Source organism: Rhodococcus sp. PML026 (assembly GCF_000963615.1).
Lineage (GTDB): Bacteria > Actinomycetota > Actinomycetes > Mycobacteriales > Mycobacteriaceae > Rhodococcoides > Rhodococcoides fascians.
Genome location: NZ_KQ031370.1, coordinates 251,669 through 267,366, shown reverse-complemented (window position 1 = coordinate 267,366; position 15,698 = coordinate 251,669). Strand labels below are relative to the sequence as shown.

The following is a 15,698-nucleotide window of genomic DNA, read 5'->3' as shown; positions in this document are numbered from 1 at the left end:
GCGAGTAAGTTGGTTGTCGACACCCGGTCGTGCGCCTCGCCCTCAGAGCGAGCAGCGCTGAATGAAAGGTACGACAGTGGCAGCCTCCAAGGGAGCCCCAGATCTCTACTCAACGTTCCTCGCGTCCGCGCCGGGAGCCTTCATCGCCAAGCAGGCCGGCCTGCCGCAGCCCGAGAAGCTGCGCCGCTACAAGGCAGGCGAGCCGCCACTGGCCGGACCGGTCCTGATCGGCGGCAGCGGCCGCCTCGTCGAGCCGCTGCGTGAGCTGCTCTCGGACTACCCGCAGTCGCAGCCGCACGACGACAAGCACGGCGGGTTGGTGTTCGACGCCACCGGCATCGGTAACGTCGCCGAGCTCGAGCAGCTGTTCAAGTTCTTCCAGCCGGTCATCCGCAACCTGGCACCGTCCGCTCGCGTCGTCGTCATCGGCACCACCCCCGAAGAAACGTCGAGCGTCGACGAGCACATCGCGCAGCGCGCCCTCGAAGGCTTCACCCGCAGCGTGGGCAAAGAGGTCAAGCGCGGCGCGACGGCTCAGCTCGTCTACATCTCCCCCAACGCGTCGACCGGGCTCTCCGGCCTCGAATCCACCCTGCGCTTCCTGCTGTCGGCCAAGTCCGCCTTCGTCGACGGCCAGGTCATCGTCGTCGGCGACGCCGACTCGCAGGCACCGGCCTCGTGGGACAAGCCGCTCGCCGGCAAGGTAGCCGTCGTCACCGGCGCTGCCCGCGGCATCGGTGCCACCATCGCCGAGGTTCTCGCCCGTGACGGAGCCACCGTCATCGCCGCGGACATTCCCGCAGCGGGAGAAGCACTCTCGCAGACGGCCAACAAGGTCGGCGGTACCTCGCTGGCCCTCGACGTCACCTCGCCCGACGCCGGCCAGGTCCTCTCGAAGCACCTGCTCGAGCGCCACGGCGGTGCCGACATCATCGTGCACAACGCCGGCATCACCCGCGACAAGACCCTCGCGAACATGGACGACGCCCGCTGGAACTCCGTCATCGGCGTCAATCTTGCTGCGCCGCAACGCATCACCGACGAATTGGTGGCCTCGGGCGCCCTCAAGGAAGGCGGACGCGTCGTCGACGTCTCGTCCATCGCCGGTATCGCTGGCAACCGCGGCCAGACCAACTACGGCACCTCCAAGGCCGGCGTCATCGGCCTGGTGCACGCATCCGCACCGGTGCTCGCGAAGAAGAACATCACCATCAACGCCGTAGCCCCCGGCTTCATCGAAACCGCGATGACGGCGGCCATCCCGTTCGCCACCCGCGAGGCCGGACGGCGCATGAGCTCGCTGCTGCAGGGCGGCGAGACCGTCGACGTCGCGGAGTTGGTCTCCTACTTCGCTTCTCCCGCATCCAACGCCGTCACCGGGCAGGTCGTGCGCGTGTGCGGCCAGAGCCTCCTCGGCGCATGAGCACCGTCACGCTCACCGAGCAGCCGAAGACGTCCCAGATCTACACCTCGGCTGCACTGGGTGCCTTGCCCTTCCTCGGGTCCAAGTCGAAGACGGTGCCCAGCACCGTGTTCGAGCTCAAGGGCCTGCGAGTGGACCAGGACAACCTGGCCGGCTACTGCCGCGCGACGGGGCTGCGATTCGGCGATCAACTCCCGATCACCTACCCGTTCACGCTCGTGTTCCCGACAGTGATGAAACTGATGGTGTCCAAGGGCTTTCCGTTCGCCGCCATCGGTTCGGTACACGCCGAGAACGTCATCGAGCAGTTCCGCGGCATCTCGGCATCGGAGCCGCTGGATATTCGAGTGCACGCGGAGAATCTGCGCGAGCACCGCAAGGGCTTGCTGGTCGACCTGATCAGCGAGGTCAAGGTGGGACGCGAACTGGTCTGGAAACAGACCTCGAGCTTCCTGAGCCTGCAGAAGACCTCGCTCTCGGGTGGACCCCGTGAAACACCGCCTGCAGACGAGGTACCGCCGCCCCCGACCCGCACCCTGCGCGTCGATCAGCGGATCATCAGCCGGTACGCGGCCATCTCGGGAGACCGCAACCCGATCCACGTATCCTCGCTCGGTGCAAAGGCTTTCGGCTTCCCGAAGACCATCGCACACGGAATGTGGAGTGCTGCAGCGGTACTGCAGACGGTCGAAGGTCGTATCCCGGAGGCCGTGAAGTACAGCATCCGATTCGGCAAGCCGATCATCCTGCCCGCGACGATCAATGCCTACGCCGATGCCGTCGGTACCGGCTGGGACCTGTCACTGAAGAACCCGAAGAAGGGTTACCCGCATCTGACGGGCACCCTGCGCTGAGTTAGCTCGAACTCGAAGTTATGGACGGACTTCCCCGGCTTTCCGTCCATAACTTCGAGTTCGGCTGTGTAGGTGGCGGCCAGCTAGGTAGTGGCAGTTTTCTTGCCGGCGAGGCCGCGCCACGCCAGGTTTTCCAGGAGGTCCGCTGCGGCGTCGACCTCGATTTCGCCGCCTGCCACTCGGTCGGCCACGGCCTCACCGGCCCCGACCAACGCGACGGCCATCAGCCCGAAGTTCTGTGACTGTTCCGGGTCTCTGGTGCTCATCGCCAGCAGACCTGCGGTCAGCTCGATCAACCGGTCTCGGCTGCTCTGCACCTGCGAGGCAAAAGCCTGCTGACCGATCGCCTGGCGGTAGAGCACCATCCACGACTTCCGGTTCTCGCCGACGAAGCCGAGGAAGCCGACCAGCGCGCGGCGCAGTTGTTCGCGCGGCGTCAGGGTCGGGTCTGCCGCGGGCGTCAGGGCCTCGACGAACTTGAGGCCCTCACGATGGATGCACGCAGCGAACAGCTCGTCCTTCGAGCCGTAGTACAGATAGAGCATCGGCTTGGAGATGGCCGCCTTCTTGGCGATCGAATCCATCGAAGTCTCGTGAAACCCGTTGTCGGAGAACACATCCACTGCCGCGTCGAGCATCTGCTGCTCACGGACGGCGCGGGGCAGTCTCTTGGTGCCGCCAGCCATGGATCCTCCAATACGTACGAAGCACTAGACGTTACTCCACAGTAAGGTCGAGCGACGACCGATCAGGCTCCGCACGCCCCTTTGAACCGAGCAACCGTCGCCGCCGCCTCGTCCACCTGGGCTGCGGGAAGGCGTCCCGTCGCCACTGCGTCCTCCAGATTGTCCAACACCGCCGGCACCTGATCGGTGGTCAGCCACAACGCCACGTCGGCTCCGGCAACCAACGCCGACTCGACCGCGTCGACGATCCCGAGCCGGGCCGTGATCGCTGCCATGCCGCTGAGGTCGTCGGTGAAGATCGGGCCGTCGAAGGGCTTCGCTCCGTATCCGACGCCGTCACGCAGCAACGCCATGGCCGCAGGGCTGATGCTGGCGGGAATACCGGGGTCGGTCAGTCCTGGCACGTCGAGGTGGCCGACCATGACGCCGACTCCGGTGGTGTCGAGCGCGGCGAACGGCAGCAGATCCTTGGCTTTGAGCTCGTCGAGCGGCGGCGTGGTGACGGCCCCGGTGTGCGAGTCACCCGAACCCGAGCCGTGCCCGGGAAAGTGCTTGATGACCGGCTCGACACCCGCATCCTTCAACCCCTTCGCGTACGCACCCGCGTACTCGATGACGACCTGCGGATCGTCGGAGAACGAGCGATCACCGATGACCGAATCATCGGGCTGAGCACTGACGTCGACGACCGGCGCGAAGTCGACGGTGACGCCGAGATCCTTCAGCCCCCGGCCTCGCGTCAAGGCCTCCTGATACGCCTCGTCCACCGACATCGTCTGCGCCAGTTCCCGCGCCGACGGTGCCGCACCCAACAAATCGGCAACCCGCGACACGCGTCCGCCTTCTTCGTCGATCGTCACCATCGGTGCCACCGCGGACGCGTCGAGCACCTGCGGCACCTCACGGTTGCCGAGCATCGACTCGTCGGTCCAGCTGCCGACGAAGATCCCACCCACCTGCTCGGTGGACATGATCCGAATCGCGTCCTGCGTTCCGGTGACGCCGACGGTGAGCAACTGAGCGAGACGTTGCCTCTCGGTCAGGCCGTCGACGAAGGTGACACACGCGTCGGCCGGCGGCGGCGTCGACTGCGGGACCGTCGTCTGCGGAGCGGTCGTCGTCGAGGACGGAGCCGACTGCGTCGAGGCCACCTGCGACGATTCACTGGAACATGAGACGAGCAACCCCACCCCGACCGTCACTGCTGCAGCGGACCGAACCGAAAACCGAAGTCGCATGGAATACGACGGTAGCCGAGAAGTTGCGTGTTGCTGACCGCCCTCCGGTTGGGATCAATGCGACTTTGTTGCACTCCGAGCGACCGAAACCCACATCGATCCGGGGTGGGGGCGGGGTAATCTGGACGAAAGCGACATGAGGAGAATCACCACCATGACTGCTGACCTCATACTCATTGCCTACGACGGTTCCGACAACGCCAAACGAGCCATCGACTATGCGGGACGGTTTCTCACCACCTCTCGCGCGATCGTCGTCACGGCCTGGGAACCGATGGTGCGTCAAGCAGCGCGGATGTCGGGTCTGTCGGGTGTCATGCAGCCCGAGTGGGTGCCGGACGACGAGGCCGAGGACGTCGCTCTCACCGATGCGAAGGTGACCAACAGCGAGGGCGTCGCCCTGGCCGAGGCCGCAGGCCTGAAGGTGGAAGGCCAGTGCACCGAATGCACCACCGCCATCTGGAGCGCGATCGTGGAGAAGGCCGACGAGATGAACGTCGACATCATCGTCACCGGCACCAGAGGCACCACGGGGCTGCGGGCCCTACTGCAGAGCTCGGTGGCCGAGCACGTGCTGCGGCACAGCCATCGACCCGTGCTGATCGTTCCTCCCGGAAAGTAACGCGTCCACCGGCCGGTTCACAGGGTGCAGGTGATACCGTGATGCCCGCGTGGGGGACAACCTCGCCCACTGCTTCACTGAGCCGACTGACTGGAGAACCGAGATGAAGTTCGCTGTCCCGGGTGTCATTGCCGCCGTCGTCGGAGCCGTACTGGGTGCCGGCGTCGTATTCGGAGTCACCGCCGGTGCAGCAGACAACTCTCGGCCGGACATCGATCGCACCGGAAACGCCGACTCGTCCTTGCTGAACCAGGTTGAGTACGGCAGCCGCTGACGCTGGTCGCTCACGTGGATCGTTGATCTCGGCCGAGCCGCTCGGTCGGATTTGGCTCTTCGGAGTCTCCGCTCTCGCATTCCTGCTCACGTTTCTGCAGGTCCCGGGCTTCACCGTCGCCGATACCAAGTACGACCTGGCGCAGAACCCTCTCGGATTTCTCGAACGCGCCTCGCATCAGTGGAACAGCGCCGCACCGCTGGGCCAGGTGCAGAATCAGGCCTACGGCTACTTCTTCCCGCACGGAGCGTTCTTCGCCGGCGGTGATCTGCTGTCGATCCCACCGTGGATCACGCAGCGCATCTGGTGGGCACTGCTGCTCGTCGCCGGCTTCTGGGGAATCGTCCGGCTCGCCGAGGCACTCGGTGTCGGCAGTCGCACTTCCCGTCTGATCGCAGCGACAGCATTCGTGCTGTCCCCCAGGGTGATCACCACTCTGGCGTCGATCTCCTCGGAGACGATGCCGATGATGCTCGCGCCGTGGGTGCTCGTTCCCATCGTTCGTTGCCTGAACAGTCGGTCCGCAACAAATACGGTTCGGCGTGCGGCGGCACAATCGGCGCTGGCCGTGGCGTTGATGGGCGCGGTCAATGCCGTCGCGACGGCCGCCGCCGTTCTGGTGGCCGTCATCTGGCTGCTGTGTCACCGGCCGAACCGCCGCTGGCTGGTGTTCGCGGCCTGGTGGACCGGCTTTCTGGTGCTGGCGACACTGTGGTGGATCGTCCCACTGCTGTTGCTGGGCAAGGTCTCTCCGCCGTTTCTCGACTACATCGAATCGTCCGGCACGACGACCCAGTGGACGTCGCTGACCGAGGTGCTGCGCGGTACCGGCAGCTGGACCCCGTTCGTCTCTCCCGAGCGGGTGGCGGGCGCCGTGCTGGTGACTCAGCCTGCTGCCGTGATCGCGACCGGCTTGATCGCGGCCGCAGGCATTGCGGGTCTGGCGATGCGCTCGATGCCGGACCGCGGCCGGTTGACGATCATGTTGTTCGTCGGTCTCGTCGGCCTGGGCGCGGGGTTCGTCGGCGATCTCGACGGTCCGTTCGCGGCAACCGTGCGAGTGTTCCTCGATTCCGCGGGCGCGCCTCTGCGCAACATTCACAAACTAGAGCCGGTCATCCGAATCCCGTTGGTACTCGGCCTCGCTCATCTGCTGGCCCGGGTTCCACTGCCGGGTTCGGTTCCACGGCCGACGTGGCGAGCGGCCGTCGCGCATCCCGAGAAGCACCCGATGATGGCGGTGACCGCGCTGATCCTGGTGGCGCTGACGCTCTCGACAGCGCTGGCATGGACGGGCAAGCTGGCGCCGCGCGGTGCGTACGAGGCCGTGCCGCAGTACTGGCACGACGCCGCGGACTGGCTCACCGACCATGCCTCCGGCTCGAGTCCCGACGGTTCCGACGCGCAGCGCGCCTTGATCGTGCCCGGCGCACCGTTCGCTCTGCAGACCTGGGGCCTGACGCGCGACGAGCCGTTGCAGGCTCTCGCGACCACGCCCTGGGCCGTCCGAGATGCGGTGCCGCTCACGCCGCCCGGTGCCATTCGCGCCCTCGACTCGGTGCAACGACTCTTCGCCGACGGCAGGCCGTCGACCGGCTTGGCCGATACCCTTGTGGGACAGGGCATCAGCTACGTCGTCGTGCGCAACGACCTGGATCCGGAGGATTCGCGGTCCACCCGACCGGCGTCCGTCCACCGCGTGCTCGACGGTTCGCCGGGGCTCGAGAAGGTGGCAGAGTTCGGCGAGGACGTGGCCCCCGGTCAGGTGGACGGGGTGGTTCTGGACGGCGATCTACGGCCTCCGTATCCGGCCGTAGAGATCTACGCGGTCGATGCCGCAGCGGACGTACCTGCCTCCGGTCCGTACACGGTCGATGTGGATCGAGTGCCGGTGGTGCAGGGCGGCCCCGAGTCGATTCTGCGATCGAACGAGTTGCGCAACAACGGTGTTCGCCTGCCCGTTCCGGCCGGACCGACGCTGTTGGCGTCGGATGCAGCTGCTGCCGGCCTGCCCATCGATTCGGTGACGGTGACCGACACACCGATGAATCGCGAGACCGACTTCGGTCAGGTGGACAATCACAACTCCGCGTTGCGGGCCGCCGACGAGCCCCGTCGTTCGCTCAACGAGGTGCCCGATTATCCGGTGTACGGGGCGCAGACCGTGGACGCCGAGTGGGAAGGCGCGACGTTGACCGCGTCGAGTTCGGCGTCGGACGCGACTCAGATCGGGGGCAGTGTGCCCGGCAGCGGGGTAGCGGCCGCAGTGGACGGCGACCTGGCCACCGGTTGGATCAGCAACGGCATCGAACGCGCTGTGGGGCAATGGCTTCAACTCGATTTCGATACTCCGGTGCGCGGCGGGCTGCTGCACATGCGGACCAGCCCGGGAACGATCGGAGACCCGGTCAAGTGGGTCGAGGTCACCACTCCGAACGGCTCGACGGCGGCCCGGGTGGACAAGCCGGGAGACCCGATGACGGTGTCGCTGCCCGGTGGGGAAACTCCGTGGCTGCGCATCACCGCGAAGTCGACGGTGGACGGCACCCGGGGCAGTCAGTTCGGCATCAGCGAGGTGTCGGTGGACGACTACTCCGATCGAGACAACCCCACGCCGGTCTCCATCGTGCATCGCGCGGTACTGCCACCCACTCCTGCGGGCGCGAGCGTCGACGCGTGGGAGCTGGGCCAAGAATTTCCGGGCCGCTCCGGTTGCCTGGACACCGACGATCGAATCCGCTGCAGCAGTGGACTGTCCAAGTCGCCGGAGGAACTGGGCCGCTTCTCGCGCACGATCGGCGTCCCGATGGGCACCGCGGTGATCCCCGAGCTGACGGTACGCACGCGGCAGTCCCCCGAGCTCGAGGCCCTGCTGGCCCAGCCCGGCCGGCCGTTGGCGAGTGGGGCGTCCGACGTCGCGGACCTCGACGGTTCGGCCTTCGCCGCCACCGACGGCGACCCGCGTACGTCGTGGACGGCACCGGAGAAGTCGATCACCGATCGAGCCGGCACCGACCCCACTCTCACCATCCAATTGCCCGCTCCGACACTGGTGGACGGGCTCGAGCTGAGCCCCAGCCTCGGCGCGCTGCCTGCCCACCCGACGCGGGTAGCAGTGAATCTGGGCAACGGTCCGATGGTGCGCGATGTGGATACCGACGGTTCGACGACACTCGCGTTGGCACCGTACGTGACCGACAGGATCGTGCTGTCCATCGTGGACTGGGACGGCGTACTCGACCGAAACTCGTTGGGCTTCATCCAATCTCAACCGCCCGGATTTGCCGAGGTCACACCGTTGTCCGCCGGTGAGCCGATCGGGCCGCCGTACGACGGTGACCGGCAGATCACGGTCGACTGCTTCGACGGGCCCCTGGTGTCCATCGCGGGGCAGACGGTGCGCACCTCGGTGACGGCCACCGCAGACCAATTCCGTTCCGGCGCAGCTCTACCCGCATCGGTCTGCGACGCGGACATCCCGGTGAACGAAAACTTCGTCAATCCCGTGTCGCTCCCCGAGGGACGCCAGGACATCGTCGTCGAACCCGGAGCGTCGTTCTTCGTCGACGGGCTTCGACTGCGCACCATGCCCATTCCGGCGTTGTGGCCGGACACGTCTGCACCGCAGGCGGCGCGCACCACAGCATGGAGCCCCGATCACCGCGAAGTGACCCTCACCTCGAGCACCTCGGATCGCCTGCTCGTCATCCCCGAAAGCAACAACAGCGGCTGGCGGGCAATGACACCCGGAGGGACCGAACTGACCCCGGTGGTCGTCGACGGCTGGCAGCAGGCCTGGATCGTCCCGGCCGGGGCGTCGGGCACGGTGTCGTTGGATTTCACCACCGACCGCTGGTACCGACTCGGGATCTTCGGCGGACTACTGCTGTTGATTCCGCTGCTGATCTTCGCGCTGCGGCGGCCTCGCGGCGTCGTCGATCCAGGCCCCGCGCCCAGACCCTGGCGTAGCACCCCGGTGGCGTTCGCGGCGCTGCTCGGCGCGGCGATCGTGCTGGCAGGCGTCGTCGGAGCGATCTCGGTGCTGGTTCTCGGTGCCGGCTCGGCGCTGCTGAACCGCCGTTACGGGTCGGAGCTCACGTCTCGCGTATCGGTGTGCGCAGCAGGAGGATTCGCCCTGCTGGGAGCAGCGCTGCTCTCACTCGGGCCGTGGCGGTCGGCCGACGGATATGTGGGCGGGTCCTACGCGGTGCAGCTGGCCTCGTTGATCGGCATCGTCGCGTTGGCCGTCAGCGCGATGCGGAAGCCGTGACCGCCTTCTTCGGCGCGAACCTGCGCCGGGCCGGCTCTTCCACCAGCGCATAGCTCGCGGCAGCGACCGGAATCGAGAGCGCCAGGGTCACCGTCAGCACGAACCACATGCCGCCGGAGAAGGGGACGATGCCGAACACCGGGAACACGACGGCGAGCACGGCCAGGTGCCAGATGAAGATACCGTACGACCAGCGGCCGAGGGTCAGCATCACCGGATGCTCGAACACCCGATGCCTGCGGCCGGAATCGGCCAGCACCAACGGCGAGAGCATCGCGAACGCCAGCACGGCACCGAAGACGATCTTGAGCTCGAACTGCCACGGCTCGGGCCGCACCAATCCTTGTGGGCCCGCCAGCGGCGTCGCCGACAGAACGAATGCCGTCACCGCGATCGCGGGCATCACCCATGTGCGACGCGCCCAACGATGCACCCACATCTGCGGACCGACCGATACTTCGGCAAGCACCATGCCGGCGGCGAACCACGGGAAGTAGCCGGGCAACCAGTTGTCGTGATGGATGGCTTCCGGTGTCGCGATCGGAATGAACGCCCAGGAGAGCGTCACCGCGGACGCAGCGAGCAGAACCCACACTCGGTACCTCGCCGACGATCCTCGAAGCCGAATCATCAGCCAGGCGAACAGCGGCAGCAACAGATAGAACGCCACTTCGACCGACAACGACCACATCTGCGTCATGCCCTCGGTCAGTGTCAACGGTACGAACACCTGGGTCAGCGACAGGTTGGCCAGCCACACCCGATAGTCCCCGCCTGCGTGCGGAAGAAACAGCAGGACGAGCACCGTGACCACCCAGTAGGCGGGCAGGATGCGCACTGCGCGTGACCAGAAGTAGCGGCGAGTGGGCTGCGCCTGCGTGAGTCCGCGGGCCTGCGCGGCATGCGGGCGCCACAGCAGAAATCCCGACAGCGCGAAGAAGATCGCCACCGTGAGATCGAACCGGCCCCAGACTCGGCCCATCAGCGGGGAATTGGCGGCCCCGGTCTGGAATGCGACGTGGGTGACGACGATGCCGAGCGCTGCAACTGCCCGCATCCCCTCCAGAGCGGGCACGAAGGCACGCAACGGTACGACGGACGCCGAGTGGACTCGAGTGCTCATGGTGGCTCAAGTGTGCCGTGTCGAACCGGCATGGACGAGACCGGTGCCACTGTCGACTGTTACTGTCACCTGCGACGTGTCGTAAGAAATCGGGCAGCGCATCGGGGAATTCGTACGATCCCGCCTGCGGTGTCTTCCAGTGAAGCGGTCGACTAAGGAGATTCAGCATGGCGGAGCGCTCAGGGCCGAGCCGGATATTGGCCCTTTTCCTCATCGGCTTGGGCGCATTTCTGGTGGTTGCCGCCATCCTCATCCCCACCTACACCGTCTCGGCGCTCGAGAAGACTCCACTCGACCTCGAGGTCACCACAGTCTCCACCGGCACCGGAAGCGTCCTCGACGCGCGGTCGCTGGCAGCCGGTCGCGCCGTGGTCGATCAGAACGTTCCGCTGACCTCACAGCGATTCGTCACCGTCGAGGATCCCTCCGACGCCGACATCATGACTCTTCAGGCCGGACAGACGTTGCGCCGCACCGACAAGCAGGCCGACACCGGACTGCTGACCGCAACGGTCGACCGCGTGAGCATCGACCGCAAGACCTCGATGCCCGTCGAGAGCCCGATCGGCACCATTCAGGTGGCAGGCGACAAGCCGGCCGAGGAAGTGGCCCACACCGGTCTGCAGTACAAGTTCCCGTTCAACGCCGAGCAGAAGAGCTACCCGTACTTCGACGTCAACGCGCGCGCCTCGAAGGACATCGACTTCGTCGAGGAAACCGAGATCAACGGCACGCCGGTGTACCAGTACCAGCAGACCGTCGGACCGGTCGACCTGTCGACCGTGGTGAACCTGCCGACCAACAAGGTCACGCTGCCCGCCGACACCTGGGGCGTCGAAGGTGGAACCGCACCGGTGACGATGACCCGCTGGTACGAGAACACCCGCACCCTGTGGGTCGAGCCCGAGACCGGCGTCGTCGTCAAGGGCGAAGAGCAGATCCACCAGTACTACGGCCGTGAGGCAGGCCGTCCCGAGGTCGACGTGCTGAAGGCCCCGATCACGTTCGACGAGAACACCGTCGAGTACCAGATCCAGCAGGCGAAGGACGGCCAGGACAAGCTGTCGCTCTTCGGCCGCACCGTTCCGATCGTCGCCGGCATCCTCGGTGTCATCTCGCTGATCGCCGGAGTCGTTCTGCTGCTGCGCGGCGGCGGCAACGGTGGACACCGTCAGCCGGCCCGCACCGACACCGGTCCCCGCCCGACCCCCAGTGGCGGCACCGCACCGAACCGCGACTGGACGACCGATCGCACGGAAGAGATTCCGAGGACGAACCTCTCCAAGGAGTAAGTGCCTATGCAGGAGTAGAGCCTGCGGAACGACCAGATAGCCAGTGGCGTGGTTGTGTGCCCCAGCGGGGACATGACCACGCCACTGGCGTTTTCGGCCACTCAGGCCGTCGAAAGTATTCCGTACTGGTGTGGTTGGCGCATCAGCACGAGGTCTTTGCGGCGCACGACGTTGGTGGGGTACGCCCCACCCAGGCTCGTGGTGTCCACGACGCAGGTCGCGTGGCCCGGTGCGTCACTGTCGACGAGGGCTTCGGTTCGGGGGAAGGCGAAGGTGTCGGGCCCGAATACTCCGCTGTGTCCGGCAATTCCGCGGTCGGTGTCGATCGTGTTGGCGAAGGCGAAGTACACGTTGTTCTCGCCTGCCCGGACGCGCATGTGATGCCAGTGCATGGGATCGGCTCCGGTGGGAATCTCTGCTGCATGAGGGATGTCGGTTCCCGGGTGGGAGCCGACGAAGGTGCCTGCGAGTGCGGCCGGGCAAACGATCAGATCACAGCCACGTAGCGCCAGAATTCGGCCGGCCTCCGGCAACAGTGCATCGTGACCGACGAGCATTCCCACTCTCCCGACTGGAAGGTCGACGACGGTCCAGCGGTCGCCCGCATCGAACAGCGAGGTGTGTTCGACGGACAGATGGATCTGGCGGTACGCCGTGCAGGTTCCGTCCGCCTGAACCAGCACTGCGGAGTTGTACACCCGATCGGATCCGATGTCGCGCTCGGCCACACCGACGACCATCGAAACACCATGTCGAGCAGCGATATCGACGACGCGTGAGAGCGACGTCCCGTCGATCGACTCCCCGACCTCGCGCGGCGGCCGATCCGCGGAGACCGGCCCGGTGACGGACAGTTCGGGAAACACGATGAGATCGCTCGCGCCCGCGAGGCCGGCGGCCCACTGCTCGATGTCGTCGAGATTGCCGTCGATCGACGTCCCCGGAGTGCATTGCACGACGCTCACCGACGAAGTCCGCCCGGCCGGTAAGGGCGAGTGGCCGTAGAGGGTGAAGAAATCGAGCGGGTTCCACGCGTACGTGTTGGTCTGCAGTTCACGGTACAGATTCGGCCTGCGCACGGGCCCGGCCTCACGTGTGCGACGAATGTCGATGTCGCCGAGAACAATACCGTCACCGACGTCGAGGCGACCGGCCACGTTTCCGTCGGGTTCGATGATGCAGGTGCCGCCGCTGAACTGAACGGTTCGTTCGAGACCCCAGCGGTTGCTCTCGATGACGTAGCAGTTGTTCTCGAAGGCCCGACTGATCCAGTAGGGGGCTGGAGTGCGTTCGGCGAGCCAGTTGCTGATGTGGCAGATCACGTCGGCACCCTGAAGCGCAACCACTCGCGCCGTCTCCAGGAAGTGCAGATCCATGCAGATGAGCAGTGCGATGCGACCGAGCGGGGTCTCGAACACCTGGTGCCCGAGATCGCCCGGGGCCGCCCATTTGGGCTCGGCGATGTACGGATGCGTCTTGCGGTGTGTGCCGACGATTCCCTCGGGACCGATGAGAACTGCACTGTTGTAGAACAATCCGCTCGTCGCATCGACTTCGGGCATGCCCACGACGATGTAGCAGTTACGACGGGAGGCGATCTCGGCGAACGTCTCGGTGGTGGGGCCGGGGATCTGTTCGACGACGGTTGCCGCTTCCTCGGTGTCGTGGAAGCAGTAGCCGGTGGTTGCCATTTCGGGTGTCGTGATCAGGCGCGCCCCGTCCGACGCCGCCTTCTCCACGAGATCGCTCAGAGCGGCGACGTTCGATTCCTTCGCGAACAGCGTGGGCTCGAATTGGACGGCTGCTGCAGTGAATGTCATGACGCCACAATCCTTTCGGCGATGAGGGGATCGCTCGATTTCGGTGGTTCGTAGAACTGTCCGCGGGTTGCCATCGTGAGCGGAACGTAGAGAAGAGGACCGAGAAGCATGGCGATGAACGACGCGTAATACGACGGGTAGAGTCCGAACACGCCGAGCCCGCCCACCGCGACGCCCGCTGCCATGGCGACGATGCCGCAGGGGTTCCAATTGCGCACTCGCCCTTCGCGGAACTCGATGTTGTCGCGGGGTGCCAGGCCGAGCAGTCTTCTGCATACGAAGTAGTCCGCGAGCAGAATGAAGATCCAGGTGTTGGTCATGATGCCGGTGACGGCCAGGAACTTGTCGGTGTACTGCAGAATGTTGACGGGGTAGCACAGCACGCCCACCACCAGTAGAGTCACCATCCACCATTGACGCCCGACCTTTCTGGGCGAGAGCACATCCCACGCGTTGGACAGGGCCAGGGATCCGGAGTACAGGTTCATGACGTTGATGCGGACCTGGGTGACCACCGCGAAGATCACGCCGAGCAGACCCATGACGATGGCGAAGTACAGTCCCGGGTCGGTGGCCGAGAGTTCCGGTGTTGCAGTGGTTCCGGTGAAATGACGCAGCATCGTGAAACCGAGGAACACACCGAGAATCATCACGACGACGATCATCAGCAGTTCTGCCAGCATCAGTCCGGCCGTTCCCACATAGCTGACGCTCTTCTTGACGAACCGTCCGTAGTCGGTGGCGATGAGTGCTTGGAACACGACCTGCCCGTTCGCGAGGCTGAAGGCCTGCCACATTGCGGTGGCGGTGAATCCACCGGTCGCTTCCCATTCGCCGGGCCCGACGAGTACGTAACCGCTGGCGAGCATGTACATACCGACGGCGAACAGGATCAGGAAGATCGGCATCCCGAAGCGCTGCAGAATGTTCATCGAGTGCATACCGCGCCAGGAGAAGAACAGCGCCACGAGTGCGACCAGCGCGAATACCACTGTGGCCCACGCAGAGTCGATCTCGATCCCCGCGAGCTCACTGAGCCCGTGCGAGACGATGCTGCCCTCGAAGATGAAGTAGAACACGTAGTTGACCGCATAGACGAGCGAGGCGACGGCAGACCCCTTGGTTCCGAACCCGAGCCCGCGGGTGAGCAATGGCAGCGACAGACCCTCTCGGCTGGCGATACGCATGATGAGGCTGCCGACGAGCGTCGCACCGATCACCATGTAGGCCACGGGGATCAGGAACATCGGCCATCCCACCAGAAACCCGATCTGACCGCCGAGGGCGAACCAGAACATCGCGGTCACGTTGCCGGTGAGGACCAGCAGGATCGCCGGCCGCCGCCAGCGTTGGTCGTCGGGCACTCGGGAGGTTGCGTAGCTTTCGATCTGATCGTCGAGGCTGGTCGCAGGCCCCTCGAAGTATTTCTTCATGTTCATGAACGGGTGTCCACTTCGGTTCGCGGCGAGAGCGCTGGCTGCGCTGCATCGGAACAATACTTTCCGTGGACACTATTGCAATGTGAAACATGTTAAAAAGAGATCACGAAAGCGGCCGACCTGGCAGGTTACGGCGGAGACCGCGTCCGAGACCGGACGCCGAGAAAGGTCAGTGGGTGATCGAGGCCGTCTTCGCGTTGGTCTCGAGGGCCCGGAGCAGAGACTGCAACAGCTCACGATCCGACTCCGACGGGAAGACCATCGCCGCGGCGTCGTTCATCATCGGGGCGGCCGCGTCGTGCTTCGCTTTCCCACGGGCAGTCAAGCGAATCAGCACCTGCCGACGATCGACGGTGCCGGTACGGCGGTGCACCAGATTGTTGGACACCAGCCGGTTGACCGCCTTGGTCAACGTCGGCGGCGAGAGCAATGCGAACTCCGCCGTCTCGGCCATCGTGTGTCCCTCACCGTCGGACAACAGCGACAGCACTCGCCATTCTTCGAGGTCCAATTCCCACGGCACGAGGGTGGCGCGCAATCGATCCGACACGGCCCGCTCGACCACGGTGAGCAAACGCGCTGCCGACGCAGCATCCTGGTGATCCACGTGATCGTCCCCCTGCTCGGTTCCTGCGTCGGCGCTACAGTCTCTCTCAG

General features: G+C 65.6%; 12 protein-coding genes. 6 read left to right on the top strand and 6 right to left on the bottom strand.

The features are described 5' to 3' along the window. Positions 1–76 precede the first annotated feature (76 nt). The gene (locus VF34_RS05765; RefSeq protein ID WP_032383209.1) at positions 77–1,423 is read left to right on the top strand and encodes a 3-oxoacyl-ACP reductase; all 1,347 of its coding nucleotides are present in this window, start codon (positions 77–79) and stop codon (positions 1,421–1,423) included. Next, positions 1,420–2,277: a MaoC/PaaZ C-terminal domain-containing protein gene (locus tag VF34_RS05760; protein ID WP_032369490.1), complete on the top strand. Its 858-nt coding sequence runs from the start codon at positions 1,420–1,422 to the stop codon at positions 2,275–2,277. Before VF34_RS05765 ends, VF34_RS05760 begins: the two co-directional genes overlap by 4 nt. Positions 2,278–2,360: 83 nt before the next feature. On the opposite strand, the gene VF34_RS05755 is transcribed toward VF34_RS05760, so the two are convergent. Together VF34_RS05755 and VF34_RS05750 are read right to left on the bottom strand one after the other, a co-directional pair. Next, positions 2,361–2,963 (bottom strand): TetR/AcrR family transcriptional regulator, encoded by a 603-nt coding sequence (locus tag VF34_RS05755; protein ID WP_027495382.1) that lies wholly within the window; start codon positions 2,961–2,963, stop codon positions 2,361–2,363. 62 nt (positions 2,964–3,025) lie between these two features. Further along, positions 3,026–4,201 carry a glycoside hydrolase family 3 N-terminal domain-containing protein gene (locus VF34_RS05750; protein ID WP_045841043.1) on the bottom strand — a complete coding sequence of 392 codons (1,176 nt, stop codon included), beginning with the start codon at positions 4,199–4,201 and terminating at the stop codon, positions 3,026–3,028. Between the two features lie 154 nt (positions 4,202–4,355). Between VF34_RS05750 and VF34_RS05745 the strand changes: the two genes are divergently transcribed. The 3 genes from VF34_RS05745 (at position 4,356) to VF34_RS05740 (ending at position 9,367) form a co-directional block, all read left to right on the top strand. Then, positions 4,356–4,823, top strand: a complete 468-nt coding sequence (locus VF34_RS05745) for a universal stress protein (RefSeq protein WP_027495380.1) — start codon at positions 4,356–4,358, stop codon at positions 4,821–4,823. Positions 4,824–4,926: 103 nt separating this feature from the next. Next, positions 4,927–5,097 (top strand): DUF2613 domain-containing protein, encoded by a 171-nt coding sequence (locus VF34_RS24575; RefSeq protein ID WP_072692026.1) that lies wholly within the window; start codon positions 4,927–4,929, stop codon positions 5,095–5,097. A 22-nt stretch (positions 5,098–5,119) separates the two neighbouring features. Further along, complete coding sequence (locus VF34_RS05740) at positions 5,120–9,367, top strand: alpha-(1->3)-arabinofuranosyltransferase (RefSeq protein ID WP_156158497.1); 4,248 nt, start codon at positions 5,120–5,122, stop codon at positions 9,365–9,367. Here the strand turns inward: VF34_RS05740 and VF34_RS24570 are convergent. Continuing rightward, the gene (locus tag VF34_RS24570; protein WP_080966193.1) at positions 9,345–10,490 is read right to left on the bottom strand and encodes an acyltransferase family protein; all 1,146 of its coding nucleotides are present in this window, start codon (positions 10,488–10,490) and stop codon (positions 9,345–9,347) included. The two genes, VF34_RS05740 and VF34_RS24570, sit on opposite strands and share 23 nt — an antisense overlap. Before the next feature lie 167 nt (positions 10,491–10,657). Between VF34_RS24570 and VF34_RS05735 the strand changes: the two genes are divergently transcribed. Continuing rightward, a complete protein-coding gene (locus tag VF34_RS05735) occupies positions 10,658–11,782 on the top strand; it encodes a cell envelope lipid trafficking protein PgfA (protein WP_027495378.1) in 1,125 nt (374 codons plus the stop codon). Positions 11,783–11,883: 101 nt separating this feature from the next. Here the strand turns inward: VF34_RS05735 and VF34_RS05730 are convergent, their stop codons facing one another. From VF34_RS05730 to VF34_RS05720, 3 genes are all read right to left on the bottom strand, one after another. Then, positions 11,884–13,602 carry a nitrilase-related carbon-nitrogen hydrolase gene (locus tag VF34_RS05730; protein ID WP_045841042.1) on the bottom strand — a complete coding sequence of 573 codons (1,719 nt, stop codon included), beginning with the start codon at positions 13,600–13,602 and terminating at the stop codon, positions 11,884–11,886. Next, complete coding sequence (locus tag VF34_RS05725; protein WP_045841041.1) at positions 13,599–15,041, bottom strand: purine-cytosine permease family protein; 1,443 nt, start codon at positions 15,039–15,041, stop codon at positions 13,599–13,601. Before VF34_RS05725 ends, VF34_RS05730 begins: the two co-directional genes overlap by 4 nt. Positions 15,042–15,210: 169 nt before the next feature. Then, complete coding sequence (locus VF34_RS05720) at positions 15,211–15,648, bottom strand: MarR family winged helix-turn-helix transcriptional regulator (protein WP_032367431.1); 438 nt, start codon at positions 15,646–15,648, stop codon at positions 15,211–15,213. Positions 15,649–15,698: the final 50 nt, after the last annotated feature.